We start from the raw sequence: 21,486 nt of genomic DNA, 5'->3' as shown, positions 1-21,486 counted from the left end.
TGTAGGACACAACCGCCGGCATCGGACCACCGCAAGTACTCATCTTTACATCGCTGCGGCTAACTTCGCCGGAGCGCAACGCGGCGCCAGTGTAGTGGCAGCCAGCCTCAACGAAGGCGTGCAGCAATCCGGTTCATCTGCTCGATCTCCGCGCGCTGGCCATCGGAAATCGCTTGGCATAGGTTGACGAGTTCCGGATCTGAGAGCTGCGCCTCGCGGCACATGAGGATCGCTCCCGAATGGTGCGGGACCATAGACGCGATGAACTGTCGATCGCCGATTCCGGTTTGAGCACGGGTAGCGGCAAAAGAACCGAGTGTGAGAACGGCAAACAAGCCGTACAGCACGAGATTGAGCCGCCGGTTTGGAAACATGCCGGGCATTGTCGCTAGCATGAAGATGCCCATTGGCGCCCACATAGTGACCGCCATGTAGAGCATGTTGAGATTGTTTCTGAAGTCCCTGGCGCCGTCGATCATGCTGAACATTACGAAGTACATGACGACGAGGCCCAACACCATGTTCACCCAGAACTTGGCGTATGGTCGGCCGTGCTTACCCATCTGACCGGATGTGTGATGTTGATGTTCATGGGAATGTTCAGCCATCTCCGTCTCCTATGTGCTGGGGCAACCTGGCAGGGTCACTGGTACTGCGGCAGATACTTTGTCGATATATCAGCATGTGGAGCGATGCATCACTAACCGCTGATTTCCAGTCCCCAACTGGACGTAGGGGCGTCGAACGCTTCAACTCGCTGGTCTTGAACCGTCTGGATATCAGACCATACCAAATCGGTCTTGATGGGCTTTGCGCCACCTATGACGCTGGTACCGTGAGCGCCAATATCGAGCTTGCGTCCTCATCGCTCGATGGGCCGGCAACTGATCGATTCTTGCATATCAAGCAAGACAAGGCCACCTGCGGCGGACGCCAATGGCCTCCTCCGCCTTCGCTTAGGGCATCGCCTCAAGCGTCCGTCGCAGGCCATAACGACACAACAGCCCTTGGGCAAGAAAGGAGCCGGTGATGTAGCGCACCCGAAAGGAGACGAAGACATGCACAAGGACATTTCAACATCAAAGGTGTTCTATCGTCCCATCGAGGCGGCCATCCGATGGGCTGGGTTGCTGCGGTATCTCCCGATGATCCTGGCCACGATCGCGTCACCGCGTGTCCTGCCTCGGTCGCTGAACTGCCCTCGATGGAATGAGTGCCGGCTGCACTCGGAACGTATCTATGACGGCATCCTCAACGGAGAGCTGCCCTACGGCAAGAACGGGATCACGCTCAATGATCCGAACCTGCTCAATTCTCTGGATCTGACTGTTCGCCATGTCGATCTAAAACGCTGGATGCGCACCCACTATCCCGAGCACCGGCCAGGATTTCTGTTCAGCCGTGGCGAACGCATGGCGCATCCTTTCATCACCATGGAAACAGGACAGGCGATCCTCGTGGAGCGGCTGGCCCTTCAGGCCGCGCTTGAACAAGCCCGACGTGAGATGCGAGAACTGCAGGAGCAGCACGACACGCTACTCAAGCAATCCTCGGTGCTGTTGGCATCCAAGCAATGCGAGATCAGCGAACGGGCGGAAACGACCTATCTCAACATCATTGGAGGGATGTTGACGCTGATGCTGAGCCAGTCGCCTTCAGGCGTGCCCTATTCCAGCTTCAAAACGCAGGAGGCCCTTGTCTCTGCATTGGTCGCCCACTACGGCGGCACCATGGGCATCACTGAGCGCACCTTAAACGGAAAGTTCGCCAACGCTAAGAGGTACGTTCGTAGCGCAAGCGCATGAGGTTATCCAGCTTGTATGTGCAATCGCGGAGATTGCATTTGCAATGTCTTTCCGCAGCCAGGTCTATTGAATAGAGGTCACGCCAACAAACGCCACCGAGCGTTCAGGAGTGACCGCCATGTCGCAGACCCCTGTACTCCCGCCGAACGAGCGCCGCATCCTGCGGCTCGATGAAGTCGAAGCGAAGTCCGGCTTCAAACGCGCCCACATCTACAACCTGATGAAGAAGCGCCAGTTCCCTCAGGCGCTGCGCCTGGGCGTGCGCGCTGTCGGCTGGGATTCGATCGAAATCGACCAGTGGATCGCCGAGCGCCTCAACCACCGGACCTGACCCGCTCTCCCGCGGACTTCCCATTCCCAGCCGGAGAGCGCCATGCAGGTCGTGTCCATCATTTCAACGAAGGGCGGCGTCGGCAAGACCACGACGGCCGCCAACCTGGGCGGGCTCGCCGCGGACGCGGGCCTGCGCGTGCTGCTGCTCGATCTCGACGTGCAGCCCACCTTGTCCTCCTACTACGAACTGACCCAGCGCGCGCCGGGCGGCATCTATGAGCTGTTGGCCTTCAACGAGCGCGACCTTGGCCAGCTCGTGTCCCGCACGATCATCGCGGGCCTGGACCTGGTGCTGTCCGACGACCACCGGGGCGAGCTGAACACGTTGTTGCTGCATGCGCCGGATGGCCGCCTGCGGTTGCGGCATCTGCTGCCAGCACTTGCTCCCCTCTACGACCTGGTGCTGATCGACACCCAGGGCGCGCGTTCCGTGCTGCTGGAGATGGCGGTGCTCGCCTCCGATCTCGCGCTGTCGCCCGTCACGCCGGAGATCCTCGCGGCACGCGAGCTGCGGCGCGGCACCATGCAGTTGCTCGAAGACATTGCGCCGTACCGGCACCTGGGCATCGAACCGCCGCCGCTGCACTTGCTCATCAACCGCGTCCACCCGGTGTCCGCCAACGCACGGCTGATCCAGCAGGCCTTGCGCGACCTGTTCCAGGACAGCGCCGGCATCCGCGTGCTCGCCACCGACGTGCCGGCCATAGAAGCGTATCCACGTGCCGCAACGCGCGGCCTGCCGGTGCATCGGGTCGAGCACCGCCAGCCGCCCGGCAGAGTCGCCCCTGCCGCGCTCGACACGATGCGCGCGCTCGCCAGCGAGTTGTTCCCGCAATGGCAGGACCGACTGGCTCAAGTATCCGGCCGCCCGCAGCGACCTCTTGATCCTGGGAGGCCCCATGGCGAACGCACATGAGCTGGCCCGCGGCCACAAGCGGCTGCGCGCCCTGATCGAGTTCGCGGTCGGTGAGGGCTGGCACGTCAAGCGCACGCCGGGCGGGCACCTCAAGTTCACCAAGGCCGGCTGCGCGGCGATCTACACGAGTTCGACAGCGAGTGACCACCGGGCCGAATTGAACGCCCGTGCGCAGATCCGCCGCGCCGAGCGAGAGGCCCGCATGGCGCCGGCCGGCGGTCGTGGGGACTGCGAGGGGTGCGGCCATGGCTGACATGACCTCGCAGGACATGGCAGGCAAGCTGCTCGCGGCCGGCTTCGAGCGCAGCGGCCCAGCGGCTACGGCCTTGAGCGACCCGATCGCGGACACGCCCATGGTCGTGACGCTGGACCAGTTGCGGCCCTACGACCATGACCCGCGCATGAAGCGCAACCCGGCTTACGAGGAAATCAAGGCATCCATCCGCGAGCGCGGCCTGGACGCGGCGCCGGCCATCACGCGCAGGCCCGGCGAGGACCACTACATCATCCGCAACGGCGGCAACACGCGACTGGCGATCCTGCGCGAACTCTGGTCGGAGACCAAGGAAGAACGCTTCTTCCGCATATCGTGCCTGTTCCGACCATGGCCGGAGCGCGGTGAAATCGTCGCGCTGACCGGGCATCTTGCCGAGAACGAACTGCGCGGCGGCCTCACGTTCATCGAGCGCGCGCTCGGCGTCGAGAAAGCACGGGAGTTCTACGAGCAGGAGAGCGGCGCCGCCCTGAGCCAGTCGGAACTGGCCCGCCGCCTGGCGGCCGATGGCTTCCCCGTCCAGCGGTCGCACATCACCCGCATGGCCGACGCGGTGCGCTACCTGCTGCCCGCCATTCCCACTGTGCTCTATGGCGGCCTGGGGCGCCACCAGGTCGAGCGGCTGTCGGTCATGCGCACGGCCTGCAAACGCACCTGGGAGCACTACGCCAAGGACCGTTCGCTGCCGCTGGACTTCGACAGTTTCTTTCAGGAGGTGCTGGCGCAGTTCGACACGCAGGGCGACGAGTTCGCGCCGCAGCGCGTGCAAGACGAGCTGATCGGCCAGATGTCCGAGCTGCTGGGCATCGGCTACGACGTGCTGGCGCTGGACCTGACCGAATCGGAAAGCCGCCACCGGGCGCTGGTCAGTGACCCGACGCCACCTGCGGCGCAGCCGGCGTTGCCTTCGCCCACCGCCGGCACGCCGACTCCGCCGGGCGCAGCATCGTCCATCGCCACGCCTGCAGCGGCGGCCGGTCCTCCACCCGCCAGCCCTCCGGCGTCCGAGCCCACCTTGCGCCACGACGACACGGCGGTTGGCGAAGCGGCCACGGGAAGCCAGCCGGCCGCACCGGGCGATCTGCTTCGCGAGCACATCGTCTCGCCAGCACCGACGACAGAACGGCTCCAATCGATCCAGCGCATGGTCGCCGACCAGTTGGGCGATGCGCTGCCGCCCGACTTCTCGGCGAGCGTGCTGCAGTCCATCCCGGTGCAAGCCGGCGGACTCTATCCGATCTCCGACGTCTGGTACATCGACGCCGGCCTGGACACGCCCGATCGGCTGCGCATCCACATCGCGCAGTTCGCGCGCGAGATCGCCGGGGAGGCAGGCCTGGACGAGTGCATCGAGGATCGCGCCGATGGCATCGGGTTTGCGTGCCGCGCCCGCGGCCAAGCCCCGTCGCCGCTCGGCCGCGCGGTGCTGACGCTGCTCACTTCCCTGACGGGTCAGCCCGTCGCCGAAGCGGGCCTGGACGGCGCGCAGCTCGCCGCCGACCTGCCGACCCTGTTGCACGGCCAGAGCCAAGGCCATGGCAGCGGCGCAAGGCGCTTGAGCGACACGGCGTTGGTCAAGCTCTTTCGGCTGCTGCGCCTCGCCCGGCGTCTGCTGGACCTGGAAGCCGGCACCACGGCGCCCGGGACGTGAGCGAGGGAGGCCGCATGTCCACATCGCATCCGCTCAACCAGGCCGTGATTGCCCAGGCGCTGTATGACCTTCGCAACGGCCAACTGCGCCGCTGCAAGGCCATGGGCTTCGGCGAGGCCGAGCTGGATGCGCTCAAGCACCCCGCGCTGATCAGCGTGCTGGCCAACGCCAGCGTCTCGTGGTGCTCGGTCACGGTCAACCGCGAAGTGCTGCAGCGCCTGCTCAACCAGGCACAGGACGTGGAGAAGGAAATCGCCACGGTCGATCGCATGCTGCGGCTGGGGGCCAGCACGGAGATGGTCAGCCGCTTCTATGGCCTGACCCATCAGGAAGTCGCCCTGCGGCGGGAGATCCTCGGCCTGCCCAAGCGCAAGGGGCGCCACCCCGTCCTGGACGAGACCCAGGACACCGAACTGTGGCGGCAATGGAAAGCCGTGACCAGCAGCAGGAACGTCGATCTGGAGGACGAGACCTCGATTCTCGATGCGGCCATGGACCTGGCCGAGGGCATGTCGCTGCCGCTCTCGGTGGTCTGGGCCGCGATCAGGAACTGGGTCGATCAGGGATTGGGCTAGGCCATGGCCGTGGACGACACCGCCCCACGAGCCCAGCGCCCTGGCCCCATCGCACTCGCCGACCTGTTCGACGCTGCGCTGAAGGACCTCGCGCCCAAGTCCAGCTCTGGCGCTCCCGCGTCCCTGCCTGCTCCAACGCCCACGCCTCCTACGTCCGGCGACGCCTTCCTGTTCAGTGGCAATCGGCACGAGAGCGTGCCGCGGCGGCTGTTCCTCGACCGCCGCCTGACACCGCTGGAGCGCAACGCCTGGCAGGTGTTCCGATTGATGCTCAACGACGATGGCGTCACGGCATTTCCCACCTATGAGCAGTTGCGCCCCTGGCTGGCGTCGATGCCCTGCGCAGGCCAGGCCTCCCATGAGACCGTGGCGCGGGCGCTGACGCTGCTGCGCCTGACGCGCTGGCTGAGCCTCGTGCGACGACGGCGCGACCCCAAGACCGGTCGCATCCTCGGCAACCTCTACGTCCTGCACGACGAACCGCTGACGCCGTTCGAGGCGATGCAACTCGACGCCGACTACCTGGCCCTGGTCAGCCAGTCGCTGGGGCATTCGGCCAAGGCCGTCCAGGTGGTGGGACTCAACACCCTCCAGGAGATCGCGGACGACCCGATGCTGTCCGGACGCACCTTGCCGTCGCGGCTGCAAGTGCTCGCCGAGCGCCTGGCCGACCAGGGCATCACCGCCTCCGAAAGTTATCCACAGGAGGATGCGGTCCACGATTCCGAAGAAGGGCCCGCGAGCCTTCTTCGGAATGGCGATCGCCCATCTTCGGAATCCGAAGCAGGGCCGAAACCCGCGCCAGACGGCGCTCTTCGGAATTCGAAGCAGGACCGTACAGTACGTAGTAGTCGTATTGATGAAGTACGTACTACCGCGCAGGCGCGTGCGCTGGGCGACCTGCAATGGCCCAAGCGCTTCGCGGAACTGAAGGCGGAACAGCAGGCCGGAGCCAAGATGGCGTTGCAGCAGGTGGACGCTGCCCTGCGGCAGGCCGTGCTGGACGAATGGGCCGCACGGTGCGGCAAGCATGGCATCCGCAACCCCGCCGGTTATCTGTTCGGCATCATCCAGCGCGCCATGCGCGGCGAGTTCAATGCCTGGGCCAAGCAGACCGGCCCGGCACCGCCAACACCATCGGCGGCGCGAGCGCCACCAACCGAGCCGCCGCGCAACGTCGTGCCGCCCGAGGTGGCCCGGCAGCACATCGAGCGCCTGCGCGATCTGCTGCGCAAATCCTGAGCACAGGGCTTGTCAAAGCCGTGAAGTAGATCTCCATGGCGGTCGGCAGAAACGGTCCCCTGGGGACGGCTGTGCGGTGAAGCGCCGGGCGACGGCGCGACATGCTGCGCAAAACCTGAGTAGAGCGCATGCAAGACCATGAAGCAGACCTCCATGGCGCTCAACGGAACGGTCCCCTGGGGACGGCTGCGCGGCGAAGGATCGTGTCGAACGGCAGCGCGACGTGCGGTGCAGCACGCATACCGTCAACAACCGAGGACGGGAACGCCGATGTGAGTGCCCATCTGCGGAGCGGTCCCCAGGGGACCGTTGCGCGCTGCGCCGCCAGCGCGCACAGAACCGGGGGTCGGCTCATTTCGGTTTGTTGACTGACTGCCTTCCGCTGCATGCGGATGCTGGCGGCTCCCTGTCCACCAGCGAGCGATCACCATGGCAACCAGCAACGAACCATTGCAACTCAACCTCGGCTCCCTGCGCAGCGCGATGTCGCTGACGCTGCACACCCACCACGCCTCGCGCATCTGGCATGGCCGCGCCGCCGCCGAGGGGCGACCCGGCATCGTCGGCCTGAACGGCTACATCGCCGTGATGAACAAGATGAAGCGCGGCTCGGAGCAGGACGACCCGTACAGCGACTGGTGGATGTTGCGCATCGAGGAAAAGCTCGACCAGACCAGGACCACGTTGCAATCGCTGCGCGAGCAGGTTGACCAGGCACTGGCCGGCGTGCCTGCGGCGTTGAGCCTGGGTGAGAACCTCAACGTGCAGCCGGTGAAGCTCCCCTTGTTCGTGAACGCGCAGCTCGGCTTTGCCGCCGTCTATCTGCTGGCCGACTACGACGACATCGCCCGCAAGCTGATCCTCGCCCACCACACCGCGCTGATCGATCGCTCGACGTTGGAGCGCTGGCTCAACGAAGGTGCCCACGCGCTGCGCAGCCTGTTCAGCCTGGCCCAGCAATACCGCTACTCGGGCTGCACCCGCGACGACTTCGCGGCCAAGAACGCCGCAGCTCGGGCAGCATTGGAGAAGTTCGGCGAACTGCCGCAGGACGTGCTCGAAGGCATGCGCCGCTCGAAGTTTGCGCCGCCCGTCGTGCGCCGTGGTCTGCAACAGCGTGGTGATAGCGCTGCCGCAGCCGCATCTCCCACCGACGAAGGCGCTGCCGCCGATTCGGCCGAGGCCAAGTCCACAGCCGCCGGCGAGGACGAACCGGCATGAGCGACCCGAACCGCGAACCGCGCTACTTCCGTCGTCTGGAACAGCCAGCCTTCATGCGGCTGGAACACGCGGCCTCTCTAAAAGGCCTTTTAAAGCCTTTTAAAGGTAAAGGGGACTTCGAGGCCTGGGCCAGCCAGTGCTTCGCCATGCGCGACGAGTTGATTGCCCTGGCGCAGCGACAGGTGCTGCCACAGGCGTGCGGGCATCCCTTCCACCTGCTTCCCGTCGAGCTGGCCCAGCAGACCACTGGCGCAGGCACGACCTTTCTTCGCTGGCGCAAGCACGATCGATCGGCCATGGGCGTGGCGTTGTGGCAGGAGCTGATGGCGAGCCCCAGCACGCCGGTCAACCTGCTGCACGACCTGCACGAGATCGAACTGCAGCGCGTCATGCTGAACATGCAGATCAGCCTGCTGCACACCCTGGGCAGGCAAGCACAGGAATGCGCCAGCAAGGCCGCGCAGGCGGACAACACCTACCTGCGCCGGCTCGCGTCCGTTCCTGCCGCAGTGCGCGATCGGTGATTGCGCCTGCCATCCGAGCACGCGCCCGAGCCCAACGAGGCACGGGTATTTCAACCACCACGGAGATTCCAACATGAGCACACAATTCATCGGCGAGGGCAACATCGGATCGCCTCCCGAGTACCGCGAATTCCCCAATGGCAACGACGATCCTCGCCGGTTGCTCCGGCTGAACGTGTACTTCGACAACCCCGTCCCCACCAAGGGCGGCGAGTTCGAGGACCGCGGCGGCTTCTGGGCGCCGGTGGAACTCTGGCACCACGACGCCGACCGCTGGCAGCAGCTCTACCAGAAGGGCATGCGGGTGCTGGTCGTCGGCCGCATGGAGCGCGACCCCTGGACGGACAACGAAGATCAGCCGCGTGAGACTTGGCAGGTCAACGCGCGCAGTGTCGGCATCCTGCCGTACCGCATCGAGTCTGTGGCCCTCAGCCCGAAGCCACAGGAGGCAGAGCCGAAGCCCCAGGCCACCCAGGAATCGACGGCGCCGAAAGAGACCAAGCGCAGGAAGTGATCGGGCATGGAGGGCGGCTGCCGCAGTGCTTCGCCGCCCTCCATGCGCTGCGAATTATCCCCAGGGGATAGCTCCACCAACGTCCACCGAGTTCCACGCGCGCTCCCGGAAATCGCGGCTCTCGGCCCGCACACTTCCGGCCACGCACCTTCCCCGCACTCGCCATTTCATCGGCGTGAAAGCGGTCGCTGCCGCATGCGGCTTGTTTGCTGCTGCCAGGGGCTGCGCTCGGCATCCTCGATCCCAGCAACTCCATGAACAACAGGAATCGGGATGGACGGATATGCGGCTGTTCTTGTGCGAGAAGCCCTCCCAGGGCAAAGACATTGGCCGGATTCTCGGCGCCACGCAGCGCGGTGAAGGCTGCCTCAACGGTTCCGGCGTCACGGTCACCTGGTGCATCGGCCATCTCGTGGAGGCGGCGCCGCCCGAGGCCTACGACGAGCAGCTCAAACGATGGTCCGTTGAGCAGTTGCCCATCATTCCCCAGCACTGGCGGGTCGAGGTCAAACCGAAGACCGCCACGCAATTCAAGGTCGTCAAGGCGCTCTTGGCGAAGGCGACTCACCTGGTTATCGCCACCGATGCCGACCGCGAGGGCGAATTGATCGCCCGCGAGATCGTGGAGCTTTGCGGCTACCGCGGCCCCATCGAACGCCTGTGGCTGTCGGCGCTCAACGATGCGTCCATTCGGGCGGCACTGGGCAAGCTGCGGCCTTCGGCCGAGACGCTTTCGATGTACCACTCGGCGCTGGCGCGCTCCCGTGCGGATTGGCTCGTGGGCATGAACCTGAGCCGGCTGTTCACGGTGCTGGGGCGACAGGCGGGTTACGACGGCGTGCTGTCGGTCGGCCGCGTACAGACCCCGACGCTCAAGCTCGTTGTGGACCGCGACCGCGAGATCGCGCGCTTCGTGTCCGTACCATACTGGGCCATCGCCGTGTCCCTGTTCGCAGGCGGTTCGACTTTCGCCGCGCAATGGGTTCCACCCGATGCGTGCACCGACGACGCAGGCCGCTGCCTGCGGCAGCCGGTCGCACAGCAGACCATGCAGCAGATCCGCGCTGCGGGCAGTGCCCACGTCGTGTCGGTGGAGACTGAGCGTGTCCGCGAAGGCCCGCCGCTGCCGTTCGACCTGGGCACCTTGCAGGAAGTGTGTTCCAAGCAGCTTGGGCTGGACGTGCAGGAAACCTTGGAGATTGCCCAAGCCCTGTACGAGACGCACAAGGCCACGACGTACCCCCGCTCGGACTCCGGCTACCTGCCCGAGAGCATGTTTGCCGAAGTGCCCACCGTTCTCGACAGCCTGCTCAAGACCGATCCCTCGCTGCGCTCGATCATGGGCCAGCTCGACCGCTCGCAGCGCTCGCGCGCCTGGAACGATGGCAAGGTCACGGCGCACCACGGCATCATCCCGACGCTCGAACCGGCGAAGCTCTCCGCCATGAGCGAGAAGGAACTGGCCGTGTACAGGCTCATCCGGTCGCATTACCTGGCGCAGTTCCTCCCTCACCACGAGTTCGACCGCACTGTGGCCAAGTTTTCGTGCGGGGGGCAGAACCTGGCGGCCACGGGCAAGCAGGTTGTCATCCCGGGTTGGCGCCAGGTGCTCGCCGAGCCGCAGGCCGAAGACGGTGATGGCGAGGGCGATACTGCGGTCCGCGCCCAGGTGCTGCCCGCGCTGCCGAAACTGTATGAGGGCCTGGCATGCCAGGTGGCCGACGTCGATCTCAAGGCACTCAAGACGCTGCCGCCCAAACCGTACACGCAAGGCGAGTTGGTCAAGTCCATGAAAGGCGTCGCCAAGCTGGTGTCCGATCCCCGCCTGAAGCAGAAGCTCAAGGATACGGTTGGCATCGGCACCGAAGCGACGCGGGCCAACATCATCGGCGGCCTGATCGCTCGCGGCTACCTCGTGAAGAAGGGGCGCGCCATCCGCGCCTCGGATGCGGCTTTCACTTTGATCGATGCCGTGCCTGCGGCGATTGCCGACCCTGGCACCACCGCCGTCTGGGAACAGGCGCTCGACATGATCGAGGCCGGACAGCTCACCCTGGACGTGTTCATCGGCAAGCAGGCCGCGTGGATTTCGCAGTTGATTGCGCAGTACGGCAGCGCCTCCCTGTCCATCAAGGTTCCCCAAGGGCCGGCATGCCCGCAGTGCGGCGCACCCACGCGCCAGCGCAGCGGCAAGAGCGGCCCGTTCTGGTCGTGCAGCCGCTACCCGGACTGCAAAGGCACGCTGCCAGTCGAATCCGGCAGCTCCAAGCGCGGCGCCTCGCGCCCGCGCCGTAGCGGCCGCAAAGGCTCCTGACCGCCCCCGTTCCCCGTGAGCCGTGCCCGCCTTCGGCGGCGTGGCCCCTGTCCCGCACTCCGCCGCATGCCCTGCGGGACGCCCAGCGCGCAACGCCTTCTTGATCCGTGTGCGCGTCCCGCCCAGCCGTCCCCGGCCGCGGGACCTGAAGGTAGCTTCTCTGCGAGCCGCACCACGCGCGTTCTGTTGATCTGCGTTTCTTCCGCCCTCTGCGAAGGGTCTCCCGGTGGCTTGCCAGGCTGCACGAGCCACCGGGAGACCCTTCGTGGTCAGCGGTAATCGGTGCCGGTGCCCGCCGGTGCAAAAACGGGCTCCCTTTGTGCGCGGATGTGCGCCAGACGATGCCGGCCCCAGCCACGACATGGGCCGGGTGTGATTGCTTGATGAGCAGACGGTTCTAGCGACGACCGGGCCTGCCAATCAGCCCACGGGTGGTTCCTCTTTTCTCCCGAGCCGAAGGCCGTTGGGCCTTCGGCGCCATTCTCCTGCCCATCAACGTCCCGGCCCGGCCATTGGCCTGGGCCACACGAACAGGAGAGACGACATGCACCCTCAACCTTGCGCACCGCTGCTGTACGGCAGACGGAGGTCGAGAACGGCATGCCCGCCTATCGCGCGGCCATCGCCAATGGTACGCTCGGCTGCAGCCGAGGCCGTAGCCCAAAGGCTGGACTACCTCTTTTGCAGAGGTAAACCTCGGGATGAACTGGGCGAAAACATGCCTTATGTGCCCGCCTTACGGCGAGCTGTTTCCGATGCTTCGCGCAGGATTTCCCGCCCCCCATTCGCTGCGATTGCGGCCACGATGACGCCCAGCACCAGATCCGGGATGTTCGACCCGAACCCCATCACCAGCACCCCGGACAGCACAATCGCACCATTGACGATGGAGTCGTTGCTGGTAAAGATCGCTGACGCCTTGAAGTTCACATCTTCCCCGCGATGGCGGCGCAGTAGTCTGAGGCACACTAGGTTCAAAGCCGCGTTCAGCGCGGCCATGGCCATCATGGCTGGGCCGACAGGCTCTTCCCCTCCAGCGAAGCGGCGTAGGACTTCCAACAGCAGCAGCGCGGCCAGGCCGATTAGCAAGAAACCCGACAAGCGGGCCGCGCCCACCTTGACCGTTGCCGCACGACCGACGGCATACAGGCTAACCGCATAGACCGACGCATCGGCGAGGTTGTCCAACCCGGCGCCCATCAGCGCCGTAGAGCCAGCCCAGATGCCAAGGGCAATGCCGGCGGCGGACTGCGTCAGGTTGATCAGCAACACAGTCAGAAGAATCTTTCGGTCCTTCGCATCGCTCGCATCTAGGCGGCCCAACTCGTCGTTTTCGTGATTTCTGTGGTTTTCAGCCATGCATTGTTCCTTCCAAATCGATGGATGCTGAAGCCTGTAGCGGCTGGAGAGTCAAGGCGCAGATGCAACGAACTTGCCACAGGGTCTTCCCGGACGCCCTTGACTCTACCGTAGCTAGAAGGTTTTCCAATCCAGTCAGAGCTTTAGGACAGAACAGATGAGCACCAATGCGCCCCCTTCATTGCGACTGTCATCCGGTATGGCTGCTATCCACTGATCCGTGGCGCCACTGCGGTTGTGCTCTTCGGCGAGCTCGCGACCGGCCGGCCGTCTTTTCCGACGGAGCTACTCACAGTGATCGTCGCGCTCGCTTGTGCCGCCTTGCTAGAGGGCGGGCGGCCTTTCCACTCCCCGTTGAGCCAGTAGCGGCGTTCCAAGCTGTGGTTGGCCGTCGGCGCATGGCTCGGCTTCTTGGTCGTGCATCTGGCCTTCCAGCACTCCAATCTGGGATACCGGGTCGGGCCGTTGGGATTGTTGATCGGGGTGGCTGAAGCCCATCGCTGGCATCACAAGCGTGAGCACGAAGACGCCCAAGTCAACTACGGCGATTTCTGGATGCCCGGGGGCCACTTGTTCAGCGCTTTCCGGTCGCAAAAGCACACGCTGGGCGCCAAAGAGTGACACTCAAGAAAGATGGACTTTCCAATGGACTACGGCCCGCAGCTTGTCTATCCCTTCCGGAGCCGGCCAGCAGCGGCAAACGCTTGCGCTGCTGGCTATACGATCTTGCCCACGTCGCATTCTTGCGCGAGTCGGGCCTTGCGGCTTCTTGCGAAGCGATCGCGAGTTGCGTGGCGTGCCCATGAGTCGGGCCGCGTCGTGGCGCACTGCTACCTTGGCCTGCACCTGCACCTGCGCAGCCACGCCGCGATGCTCGGTCTGGCCTGGAGAACCCGTAAGGTGGCGGAGATTGCGGCGCGCAGGTCGTCCGGCTCGCGCTGGCTCCTGTGGGCCACGCCCTCGGTCGCACGCCGTCTCAAAACGTCAGAATCGCGCGCTTTCGCATGATGGAGCGCGGCACGTGGCTCTCAGAACTGGACCCGATCACTTCCAGCACCGATGACACGCTCGAGCTTCAGGCGGGCTCGGCCAAGCTGTTGAGAATGCCGCACTCGCGCGAGGTTCGGGCGCTATCGCAGGAGCGTCGCAGATCCATTAACTCGCGCTCCAAGGCGCGCAATTCCTTCATCTTGGTCCGCACTTGCGCGATATGAGCGTCGACCAGCGCGTTCACCTCGCCGCAGCCCAACTCTGGCCGATCCCGTAAGTTCAGCAGTTGACGGATCTCATCCAGCGTCATGTCCTTCGCCCGGCAGCGGCGGATGAACAGCAAGCGCTGCAAATGGACTTCGTCATAGAGCCTGAAGTTGCCCTCGCTACGTGCAGGCTCGGGCAGCAAGCCTTCTGACTCGTAAAAGCGCACGGTCTGCACCAAGCAATCTGCCTTCTTGCCCAGTTCACCGATCCGCATCATGGTTGCTTCCTATAAAAAACTTGACTCTATATCTACTAGAGGTTTTCTAATGATGGCATCCGGGGAAAACCTTGTCAATGAAGAGCGATCTATGAACAAAGAACCTTCCAGCCCATGCGCCTGCTCCGGCGGCAATGGCCAACAGACGGCGTGCGCCAGTGAGCAGGCCAGCACTGAAACCACCGTTTTCCACGTGAGCAACATGGATTGCCGCAATGAGGAAGCACTGGTGCGGCGAACGCTGGAGGGCATGCCCGGTGTCGAGCGGCTCCTGTTCGATCTTCCGCAGCGTTTGTTGACCATTTCGCACCGCGAAGTCTCGGCCGATGCCTTGGAGCAAGCGCTGAATTCGGTGGGCATGAAGGCTCAGGCTGTCCGAGACGCCGCCGTGTCGACCACCTACCGCATCGAGAACATGGACTGCCCGAGCGAGGAGAAACTCATCCGCTCGCACCTCGGGGCAGTCGAGGGAATTCAGGACCTCGACTTCGACCTCGCTGAGCGCACCCTGTCGGTGAAACACCTCGCTCAGGCACGCGCGCAGATGGAGCAGGTCCTGGCCTCGATCGGCATGCGCGCCAAGGAGCAGACCTTCGGCCACACGGGGCCGATCGAAGCCGCGGCTGTGATCCCATCCTCGGCCCTGCAGCAGCAACCAACCGCTGCCGTTTCCGCGCCGCCGATCGGCGAGCGGGTGACGTACCGGATCGAGAACATGGATTGCCCGACGGAAGAAGCGCTGATCCGCGACCGGCTGGGCAAGCTGCCGGGTGTGACCGCGCTCGACTTCAATCTGATGCAGCGTGTGCTGGGAGTCCAGCACACGCTGGCGACCTCAGCGCCGATCGAGAAGGCGCTTGCTTCCATTGGAATGCAGGCTGCGCGGCAGGACATGCAGACAGCCACCACGGTACTTCGCATCGCGAAGATGGACTGTCCGACCGAGGAAAGTCTGATCCGCGGCAAGCTGCAAGGCATGCCGGGCGTGCAGGGAATGGATTTCAACCTGATGCAGCGCACGCTCACGGTTCGGCACACACCCGACGCGATCAAGCCGGCAGTCGAAGCCATCGAATCGCTGGGCATGGAAGCCGAGGTCCAGAGGACTGATGAGCCGCGCGATGCCCCGGTGGCCGCGCACAAGACCAATTGGTGGCCGATGGCGGTTTCGGGCGTTGCGGCGGTGGCCGCCGAAGGCGTGTACTGGGTCAACGACGGCAATCATTGGGCCGTGATCGTGCTGGCACTGGTTTCGATCTTCACCGGCGGCCTCAGCACCTACAAGAAGGGCTGGATCGCGCTGAAGAACCTCAACCTGAACATGAACGCCCTGATGGCCATCGCGGTCACCGGCGGCATGGCGATCGGCCACTGGCCGGAGGCCGCCATGGTCATGTTCCTGTTCGCGTTGGCGGAAGTGATCGAGGCGAAGTCGCTGGACCGCGCCCGCAACGCCATTCGGGGGCTGATGGACTTGGCGCCCGAGACCGCGACCGTGCGGCAGGCCGATGGCTCATGGACAGAGCTGCCGGCCAAGGAGGTCGCAAAGGGCGCGGTGGTCCGCGTGCGTCCTGGCGAGCGCATCGCACTGGACGGCCTGATCACCTCGGGTCGATCGGCCATCAACCAGGCGCCCATCACCGGCGAGAGCCTGCCCGTCGAGAAGGCCGAAGGTGACCAGGTCTTCGCCGGAACCATCAATGAGACCGGCTCTTTCGAATACAAGGTGACCGCAGGCGCCAGCGACTCGACGCTCGCGCGCATCATCCATGCCGTGGAGTCCGCGCAGGGCAGCCGTGCGCCCACGCAGCGCTTCGTCGACCAGTTCGCCCGCGTCTACACGCCGGCGGTGTTCGCGGTGTCCGTGCTGGTTGCCGTCGTGCCGCCGCTCGCCTTCGGCGGCGCATGGTTTGACTGGGTCTACAAGGCCCTGGTACTGCTGGTGATCGCCTGCCCCTGCGCTCTGGTCATCTCCACGCCGGTCACCATCGTCAGCGGCTTGGCCGCTGCCGCCCGACGCGGCATCCTGATCAAGGGTGGCGTCTACCTGGAGGGCGGGCGCAAGCTCAAGGCGTTGGCCCTGGACAAGACCGGCACACTCACACATGGCAAGCCCGAGCAGACCGACTTCGTGCCGCTGATCGGCGAGGCGCAGGAAGTTGCCGCCTGGGCCGCAAGCCTCGCGGCACGCTCGGACCATCCTGTGTCTCAGGCCATCGCCCGCAAGGCGAACCGTGACGGCATCGCGCTGCACGAGGTCGACGACTTCGCGGCGCTGCCTGGCCGCGGCGTGCGCGGCCGCGTCGCCGGGCGCATGTTGCACATGGGCAACCACAGGCTCGCCCAGGAGCTGGGCCTGAGCGAAGCGACGCTCCAGGCTCGGCTGGAGACCCTGGAGCGCCAAGGCAAGACAGCGATCCTGCTGATGGACGATGCGACCGTGCTCGGCATTTTTGCAGTGGCCGACACCGTGAAGGAAACCAGCCGTGAGGCGGTGGCCGACCTGCAGGCGCTGGGTGTGCGCACGCTGATGCTGACGGGGGACAACCAGCACACGGCCGCGGCCATCGCTGCCCAGGTCGGAATCTCTGAAGCCCGTGGTGACCAACTGCCCGAAGACAAGCTCAAGACCATCGAAAGCCTGGTCGGCGGCGAGGGCCAGGTGGGCATGGTGGGCGACGGCATCAACGATTCGCCCGCGCTCGCCCGTGCCGACATCGGCTTCGCCATGGGCGCGGCCGGCACCGACACCGCGATCGAAACAGCCGACGTCGCCCTGATGGACGACGACCTGCGCAAGATCCCCGCCTTCATCCGGCTGTCGCGTAGCACTGCGGCGATCCTCACGCAGAACATCGTTCTGGCCCTTGGCATCAAGGCGGTGTTCCTTGCGTTGACGTTCACAGGGCATGCCACCATGTGGATGGCTGTGTTCGCTGACATGGGGGCAAGTCTTTTGGTTGTCGTCAATGGGCTGCGCCTCCTGAAGTTCAAGGCGGCATGAACAATGGATGAACCATCTCTTCGCAAGACGCAGTGGTACTCTCTCGCGATCGTTATATTCGCCGGCGATCAGGCAGCTAAGAGCTACATTGACGCGACAACTCCCTTGGGTTGGTCGCACGAGGTGGCGTCATTCTTCAACCTAGTTCACGCTCTCAATCCCGGCGCGGCGTTCAGCTTCCTTGCTGGCGCGGGCGGCTGGCAGCGGTGGTTTTTTCTGGCGATCGCGTTCGCAATATCGGCATGGCTCGCATGGCTGCTCTCCCGGCCGCTGCGCAAAACGGAAGGCCTTTCGTACAGCCTCATTCTGGGCGGCGCATTGGGCAACGCGTTCGACCGCGCCACGCGCGGGCACGTTATCGACTACATCGACTTTCACCTGCACGGCTGGCACTGGCCCGCCTTCAACATCGCTGACATGGCCATCGTGGGCGGGGCGATCGCGCTGGTGGCCCAGTCGTTCATGAGCGTGGAGAACCCGGCCGCCACAAAGGAGTCCCAGTGACATTGGGACGATCCGGAAATTCGCAATGCACACGGTGCAGGACACCAATCTGAAGAGAACGGCCCCCAGCATGAGCGGCCGCGGCTTGGCCCTCATGCTAGCGCCCACCGCCGCTTTTGCTGCAACGCCCTGTTGCGATGGCGGCGATTGCTGCAACGACGTCGCAATGCCTTGCTGTGAATAAACAGCACGCAAGCCAGTTGACCTGGCAATTATGAAAGTCCATCACGGCGATGCTGGCCTTTTTCGTTCCAATGAGCCGTCACGGAGAGGTGATGATGAAGCTATGCCGGGATCCTGCAAGCTTTAGGACGGTCTTCTTTACCGCATAGCGATATGCTGATGTCACCCGTTCGCCTCGCCTGGCAAGTACAAGTAGTTCGTCGCGGTTTTCTGGCCGTGTCCGCCCGCTTCGCTGGCCCTTTTGCCCCAAACAAGCGCAATCATGCCTGCGTTACCACCAAAGTTCGCCCCCGCCAGTTGCTGTTCCTAAAGGGCATCAAGCTCAACGCCATCGCCGACCGGCCAGCGTATTTCGCATCGCTGCGTGCCCGTCGGGGCCAGCCCATCGTCATCCTCGCAGAGCTGGGACCGGACGAGGCATTCGCCCTGTGGAAGCAGCATGTACTGGGCGACAGGCCTCGCTGACCCAGTTTCGCCTCATCCTCCTGACAGCCCCGCACTTATTGCGGGGCTTTCTTTTTTCCGCGTTCGCCAATCGGGGCTGTTGCAAATGCCGATTTCCGGCTGACGCGGCTCGCCTCGCGCATGAAGCTGCCCGCATGTGTCGCTGATTCGTCAGCACCATGCCAGCAGCCAGAGTTTCCAGGCTGCCGCGGATTCTTTCCGCGCTACCCGCCAGTCCGCCATCGCATCGAGTCTGCGGACGCGCGTCACCCGTGACGCCGATGCTTTTTTCTCAACCGCGTGCGGGAGCTGCCATCCCGTGAGGGACGAGGCCCCGCTTTTTCCAAGGAGCCCGTCCATGTCCCAGCAAGCCTCTTTCGGCCAGTTGGCCTTGATCCATTGCGGCAAGTTCCTGCCGCTCGAAATCCTGCATAGCGCCGCCGGCCACTACATCGGCACGCGCGATACAGAAGGTCCCGTTTCGCGGGAATCCTGCCAGTACTTCCGCAGCTATGCCGCGGCTCAACGTGCCCTCGAAAGAGGCGGCTGGTCCCAGCTCGCCACACCCTGATCCAACTGGAGGAACCACGTCATGAACCAGCTTTTGCCCCAGGAAGTCGTCGATCAGATCATGCGGGAAGAGCAGCATTTCGCCGCCGCGCCCCAAGCCTTCTTCGAGGTCTGGAAGCGCGGCGTCGAGATCGCAGGCCCGCAATGGTTTGGCGACGGCACGCGCGAAGGCCTGAACCAGGCAAAGAGCAAGTGGGATCTGCGTCCCGACATGCTGCGTGCCAACGACGCACTCGGCGTCCTGAGCAGCGGGGAACGCATGTTCCTGTCCGCCATGTTCAGCTTCTACAACGCGCGCGAGGGCGGTGCCATGCTCAAGCGCTGCCACTTCCAAGGACTGTCGGACTTCGATGGTCTCGATCTGCAACGTCGCCAGGTGATCGCCGACCTGCTGCTGAACTACAGCGGTTGGTGAGCCGGTCCCTGGCACACCTTCATCACTGCGTTCACGGGACCCCATGAGGGACATGCGCCTCGTTCGAGGCCATGTCCCTCGCGTTTTCTCCCCGCCCAGCGCCATCCGGCATCAGGCGGTTTCCCCTGCGGATGCCATCGTCCGCAAGGGCTGGCTCCGTTCATTCATCGAAAGGAGCCTTCATGGCCAACAACTACTACGAAGCCACCGGCGTTCTCGTGCTCGACCGTGTGACGCCCGTCATCCAGGCGCTGTTCGGCGCCTTCGCGCTGGACGAGAGCCACCCCGGCAACGGGCAGGCCTACATCGCCCAGATCGCCGAGACCACCAATCCGCAATGGCCGGACGTGCTCGATGGCCTGGAAGACCTGGCCACGCAACTCGGTATTCCGATGCCGGACGACGAAGGGCTGTCGATCCCGCCGCTGCTCGAACTGCTCGCCGTGCACTTCCGTGCCGATGAGGACGAAGAGCTGGGGAACTTGATCGACCGTCATTCGTTCGAGGACACCGCCGATCTCGACGCATTGTTTCTGATCGCCACCCGGTTCGATGACGGGCACCACCTGACCGCCATCCAGTTCGAGGGCTGCTGGTACTGCAGCAAGCCGCGGCTGTTCGAGTTCGGCGGCAACGGCTGCTACCTGAGCCGCGAGGTCCGCTTCATCAGCTCCTCCTCCCAGGCCCTCCAGCTCGGCGACCAATTGCGCAAGACCATTGTGGCCGCCGACATCGAAGAGGCTTCGGCCCTGATCGCGCTGGAGACCATCAATCTGCTGGCGGGCGTCAGCGACGAGCCATTCCGCATGAATTTGCGCCGGCGCGTCGCCGAGCGATTGGCCCAAACGCCAACGATCAGCGTCACCTGACGCTGTTTCCTTTCTTTCCACCCACCGGGGTCAATTCCCGGTGGCGGGGATTTGCTCCATCATTATTCTGTTGGAGAAATCCCATGTCCCAGAATCCCAATCCCTTTCTACGCGGCTACTGGAATCTGAAAATCGTCCGCACGCTGTCCATCAGCTACGAGGACGGAAGCCCGCATGTTTGGCGAAACATCCACCCGAGCCAGCAGCACCTCTGCGACGCGGCGCTGGTTTCTTCTCCTTGCATCATCACCAGCGACTTCGCGGTGGTCAGGACTGGCACCGAACCTGTCGGCGCCGCACTGATCGCCGAATGCGACGCGGCTGAAGGGGGCAGCGGCGAAGGCATGGTGGGTGCCGTGGTGTACGCGATCCACGGCGACGACTTCGACGGCCGCCCCGTCCACATTGGCGACACCTATTCGGCCGAGGCCGCACGGGAAGTCGTGCAGCGGTTGAGCTTCGAGACCGGCTACTACAGCCGGTGCTGGGAAATCAGCAGCGCGCACATCAGCCGCGAAACCGGCCAGTACCTGGCCAACCTGGCTGACCTCGCGACGCCGGAGGCCTTTTTGTTCATCGCGTTCCGGATTCCCTACAGCCCGGCGATCGGCGTCAAGCTGATCTCCACGCCCTGGACGGACCAGCACCTGCAGGACGTCGAGGGGATCGCCGCCGAGCAGCTTCGGCAGGAGCACCGCAGCAAGGGCATGCCGGACGAGCTGGCACAGATCCTTGAACTGGCCGGCCAGGCCGACGTGCGCATCCTCATCCTCGATGCCGACGCACCCGTGTTGCCGGGCCTATCGCTGGCCGGCGAATAGCTGCCACACACATCCCCGGCCTTCCTTGTCCTCACCGCATGCCGGCCCGGTCTCCCGCCAGAGAGCCGGGCCGGCGCACTTTCACAGGAGCGATCCCATGTTCCCCGACCTCATCACACCCGCATCCGACTTCGAGCACCAACTCGGAGCCTGCGTCAACGCCATGAGCCAGGAAGATGCCATCGGCCAGATCCTGGTATTCGAGCGCATGAGCGGCACGCTGCACATGCGCCATATCGCCAGCGCCGACCTGGTGGACACCGACGTGGACGACTACGAAATGGTCGTCTTCGACGGTGGCAACACAAGCGGCGACACGTGGAAACACGTGTTCTTTCCGCGTCAGCGCGAGCACTACTTCGTGTACCAAGCCTGATTCCTCCAGCCCCTTTCGAGGGGCTTTTTCTTGCCCGCAGCACAGGAAAACGGTTGTGGTGCGGTGCCGTTTCCTGCGGGCAGGCAGACCGCCCCAGG

24 protein-coding genes and 1 pseudogene are annotated in these 21,486 nt (G+C 64.5%); 22 read left to right on the top strand and 3 right to left on the bottom strand.

Going from position 1 to position 21,486, the window contains the following annotated elements; translation table 11 throughout:
• Positions 1 to 107: 107 nt before the first annotated feature.
• Positions 108 to 608, bottom strand: a complete 501-nt coding sequence (locus L6D80_RS05060; protein WP_003098996.1) for a DUF305 domain-containing protein — start codon at positions 606 to 608, stop codon at positions 108 to 110.
• Between the two features lie 450 nt (positions 609 to 1,058).
• Here L6D80_RS05060 and L6D80_RS05055 point away from each other — a divergent pair, with 450 nt between their 5' ends.
• From L6D80_RS05055 to L6D80_RS05005, 11 genes are all read left to right on the top strand, one after another.
• Entirely contained in the window at positions 1,059 to 1,805 is a 747-nt protein-coding gene (locus tag L6D80_RS05055; protein ID WP_003098991.1) for a hypothetical protein, read from the top strand.
• Positions 1,806 to 1,923: 118 nt separating this feature from the next.
• Positions 1,924 to 2,136, top strand: a complete 213-nt coding sequence (locus L6D80_RS05050) for an AlpA family transcriptional regulator (RefSeq protein WP_003090093.1) — start codon at positions 1,924 to 1,926, stop codon at positions 2,134 to 2,136.
• 42 nt (positions 2,137 to 2,178) lie between these two features.
• Positions 2,179 to 3,054: a ParA family protein gene (locus L6D80_RS05045; RefSeq protein WP_003098988.1), complete on the top strand. Its 876-nt coding sequence runs from the start codon at positions 2,179 to 2,181 to the stop codon at positions 3,052 to 3,054.
• A complete protein-coding gene (locus tag L6D80_RS05040) occupies positions 3,038 to 3,307 on the top strand; it encodes a hypothetical protein (RefSeq protein WP_003050422.1) in 270 nt (89 codons plus the stop codon). The genes L6D80_RS05045 and L6D80_RS05040 overlap by 17 nt, the downstream gene beginning before the upstream one ends.
• Entirely contained in the window at positions 3,300 to 4,979 is a 1,680-nt protein-coding gene (locus L6D80_RS05035; protein WP_004350508.1) for a ParB family protein, read from the top strand. The genes L6D80_RS05040 and L6D80_RS05035 overlap by 8 nt, the downstream gene beginning before the upstream one ends.
• A gap of 14 nt (positions 4,980 to 4,993) precedes the next feature.
• Entirely contained in the window at positions 4,994 to 5,554 is a 561-nt protein-coding gene (locus L6D80_RS05030; RefSeq protein WP_003090097.1) for a DUF2857 domain-containing protein, read from the top strand.
• 3 nt (positions 5,555 to 5,557) lie between these two features.
• Entirely contained in the window at positions 5,558 to 6,796 is a 1,239-nt protein-coding gene (locus tag L6D80_RS05025) for an STY4528 family pathogenicity island replication protein (RefSeq protein WP_003116837.1), read from the top strand.
• 429 nt (positions 6,797 to 7,225) lie between these two features.
• A complete protein-coding gene (locus tag L6D80_RS05020) occupies positions 7,226 to 8,017 on the top strand; it encodes a PFL_4669 family integrating conjugative element protein (protein ID WP_003116836.1) in 792 nt (263 codons plus the stop codon).
• Complete coding sequence (locus tag L6D80_RS05015) at positions 8,014 to 8,541, top strand: DUF3158 family protein (protein WP_003098978.1); 528 nt, start codon at positions 8,014 to 8,016, stop codon at positions 8,539 to 8,541. The genes L6D80_RS05020 and L6D80_RS05015 overlap by 4 nt, the downstream gene beginning before the upstream one ends.
• A 73-nt stretch (positions 8,542 to 8,614) precedes the next feature.
• Positions 8,615 to 9,055, top strand: coding sequence for a single-stranded DNA-binding protein (locus tag L6D80_RS05010; protein ID WP_003098976.1), 441 nt, complete (start codon positions 8,615 to 8,617; stop codon positions 9,053 to 9,055).
• 283 nt (positions 9,056 to 9,338) lie between these two features.
• Positions 9,339 to 11,369, top strand: coding sequence for a DNA topoisomerase III (locus L6D80_RS05005; RefSeq protein ID WP_003116834.1), 2,031 nt, complete (start codon positions 9,339 to 9,341; stop codon positions 11,367 to 11,369).
• Between the two features lie 723 nt (positions 11,370 to 12,092).
• On the opposite strand, the gene L6D80_RS04995 is transcribed toward L6D80_RS05005, so the two are convergent.
• Positions 12,093 to 12,728: a cation efflux transmembrane domain-containing protein gene (locus tag L6D80_RS04995; protein ID WP_003098972.1), complete on the bottom strand. Its 636-nt coding sequence runs from the start codon at positions 12,726 to 12,728 to the stop codon at positions 12,093 to 12,095.
• Positions 12,729 to 13,139: 411 nt separating this feature from the next.
• Between L6D80_RS04995 and L6D80_RS04990 the strand changes: the two genes are divergently transcribed.
• Together L6D80_RS04990 and L6D80_RS30235 are read left to right on the top strand one after the other, a co-directional pair.
• A complete protein-coding gene (locus L6D80_RS04990) occupies positions 13,140 to 13,349 on the top strand; it encodes a sterol desaturase family protein (protein ID WP_014747696.1) in 210 nt (69 codons plus the stop codon).
• A gap of 12 nt (positions 13,350 to 13,361) precedes the next feature.
• Positions 13,362 to 13,736 carry a DUF3703 domain-containing protein gene (locus L6D80_RS30235; RefSeq protein ID WP_011516992.1) on the top strand — a complete coding sequence of 125 codons (375 nt, stop codon included), beginning with the start codon at positions 13,362 to 13,364 and terminating at the stop codon, positions 13,734 to 13,736.
• A gap of 67 nt (positions 13,737 to 13,803) precedes the next feature.
• On the opposite strand, the gene cadR is transcribed toward L6D80_RS30235, so the two are convergent.
• Positions 13,804 to 14,202: a Cd(II)/Pb(II)-responsive transcriptional regulator gene (gene cadR, locus L6D80_RS04985; RefSeq protein WP_003098965.1), complete on the bottom strand. Its 399-nt coding sequence runs from the start codon at positions 14,200 to 14,202 to the stop codon at positions 13,804 to 13,806.
• Here cadR and L6D80_RS30510 point away from each other — a divergent pair.
• The 9 genes and pseudogenes from L6D80_RS30510 to L6D80_RS04945 form a co-directional block, all read left to right on the top strand.
• Positions 14,201 to 14,725: pseudogene (locus L6D80_RS30510) on the top strand (cation transporter); the annotation flags it as partial. The gene cadR and the pseudogene L6D80_RS30510 overlap by 2 nt on opposite strands.
• A 348-nt stretch (positions 14,726 to 15,073) precedes the next feature.
• Complete coding sequence (locus L6D80_RS04980) at positions 15,074 to 17,206, top strand: heavy metal translocating P-type ATPase (protein WP_430736141.1); 2,133 nt, start codon at positions 15,074 to 15,076, stop codon at positions 17,204 to 17,206.
• A 3-nt stretch (positions 17,207 to 17,209) separates the two neighbouring features.
• Positions 17,210 to 17,710 carry a signal peptidase II gene (gene lspA / locus L6D80_RS04975; protein ID WP_003098955.1) on the top strand — a complete coding sequence of 167 codons (501 nt, stop codon included), beginning with the start codon at positions 17,210 to 17,212 and terminating at the stop codon, positions 17,708 to 17,710.
• 342 nt (positions 17,711 to 18,052) lie between these two features.
• On the top strand, positions 18,053 to 18,358 hold the full coding sequence (locus tag L6D80_RS04970; protein ID WP_223656317.1) for a hypothetical protein: 306 nt from the start codon (positions 18,053 to 18,055) through the stop codon (positions 18,356 to 18,358).
• 337 nt (positions 18,359 to 18,695) lie between these two features.
• Entirely contained in the window at positions 18,696 to 18,908 is a 213-nt protein-coding gene (locus tag L6D80_RS04965; protein ID WP_003116833.1) for a hypothetical protein, read from the top strand.
• A gap of 21 nt (positions 18,909 to 18,929) precedes the next feature.
• Complete coding sequence (locus L6D80_RS04960; protein WP_003116832.1) at positions 18,930 to 19,322, top strand: hypothetical protein; 393 nt, start codon at positions 18,930 to 18,932, stop codon at positions 19,320 to 19,322.
• A gap of 182 nt (positions 19,323 to 19,504) precedes the next feature.
• A complete protein-coding gene (locus tag L6D80_RS04955) occupies positions 19,505 to 20,191 on the top strand; it encodes a hypothetical protein (protein WP_003116830.1) in 687 nt (228 codons plus the stop codon).
• Positions 20,192 to 20,274: 83 nt separating this feature from the next.
• Entirely contained in the window at positions 20,275 to 21,012 is a 738-nt protein-coding gene (locus L6D80_RS04950) for a DUF5983 family protein (RefSeq protein ID WP_003116829.1), read from the top strand.
• Positions 21,013 to 21,109: 97 nt separating this feature from the next.
• Positions 21,110 to 21,388, top strand: coding sequence for a hypothetical protein (locus L6D80_RS04945; RefSeq protein ID WP_003116828.1), 279 nt, complete (start codon positions 21,110 to 21,112; stop codon positions 21,386 to 21,388).
• Positions 21,389 to 21,486: the final 98 nt, after the last annotated feature.

It is taken from the genome of Pseudomonas ceruminis (assembly GCF_021602025.1).
Classification (GTDB): Bacteria; Pseudomonadota; Gammaproteobacteria; order Pseudomonadales; family Pseudomonadaceae; genus Aquipseudomonas; species Aquipseudomonas ceruminis.
This window is presented reverse-complemented; position numbering and strand designations above follow the sequence as displayed.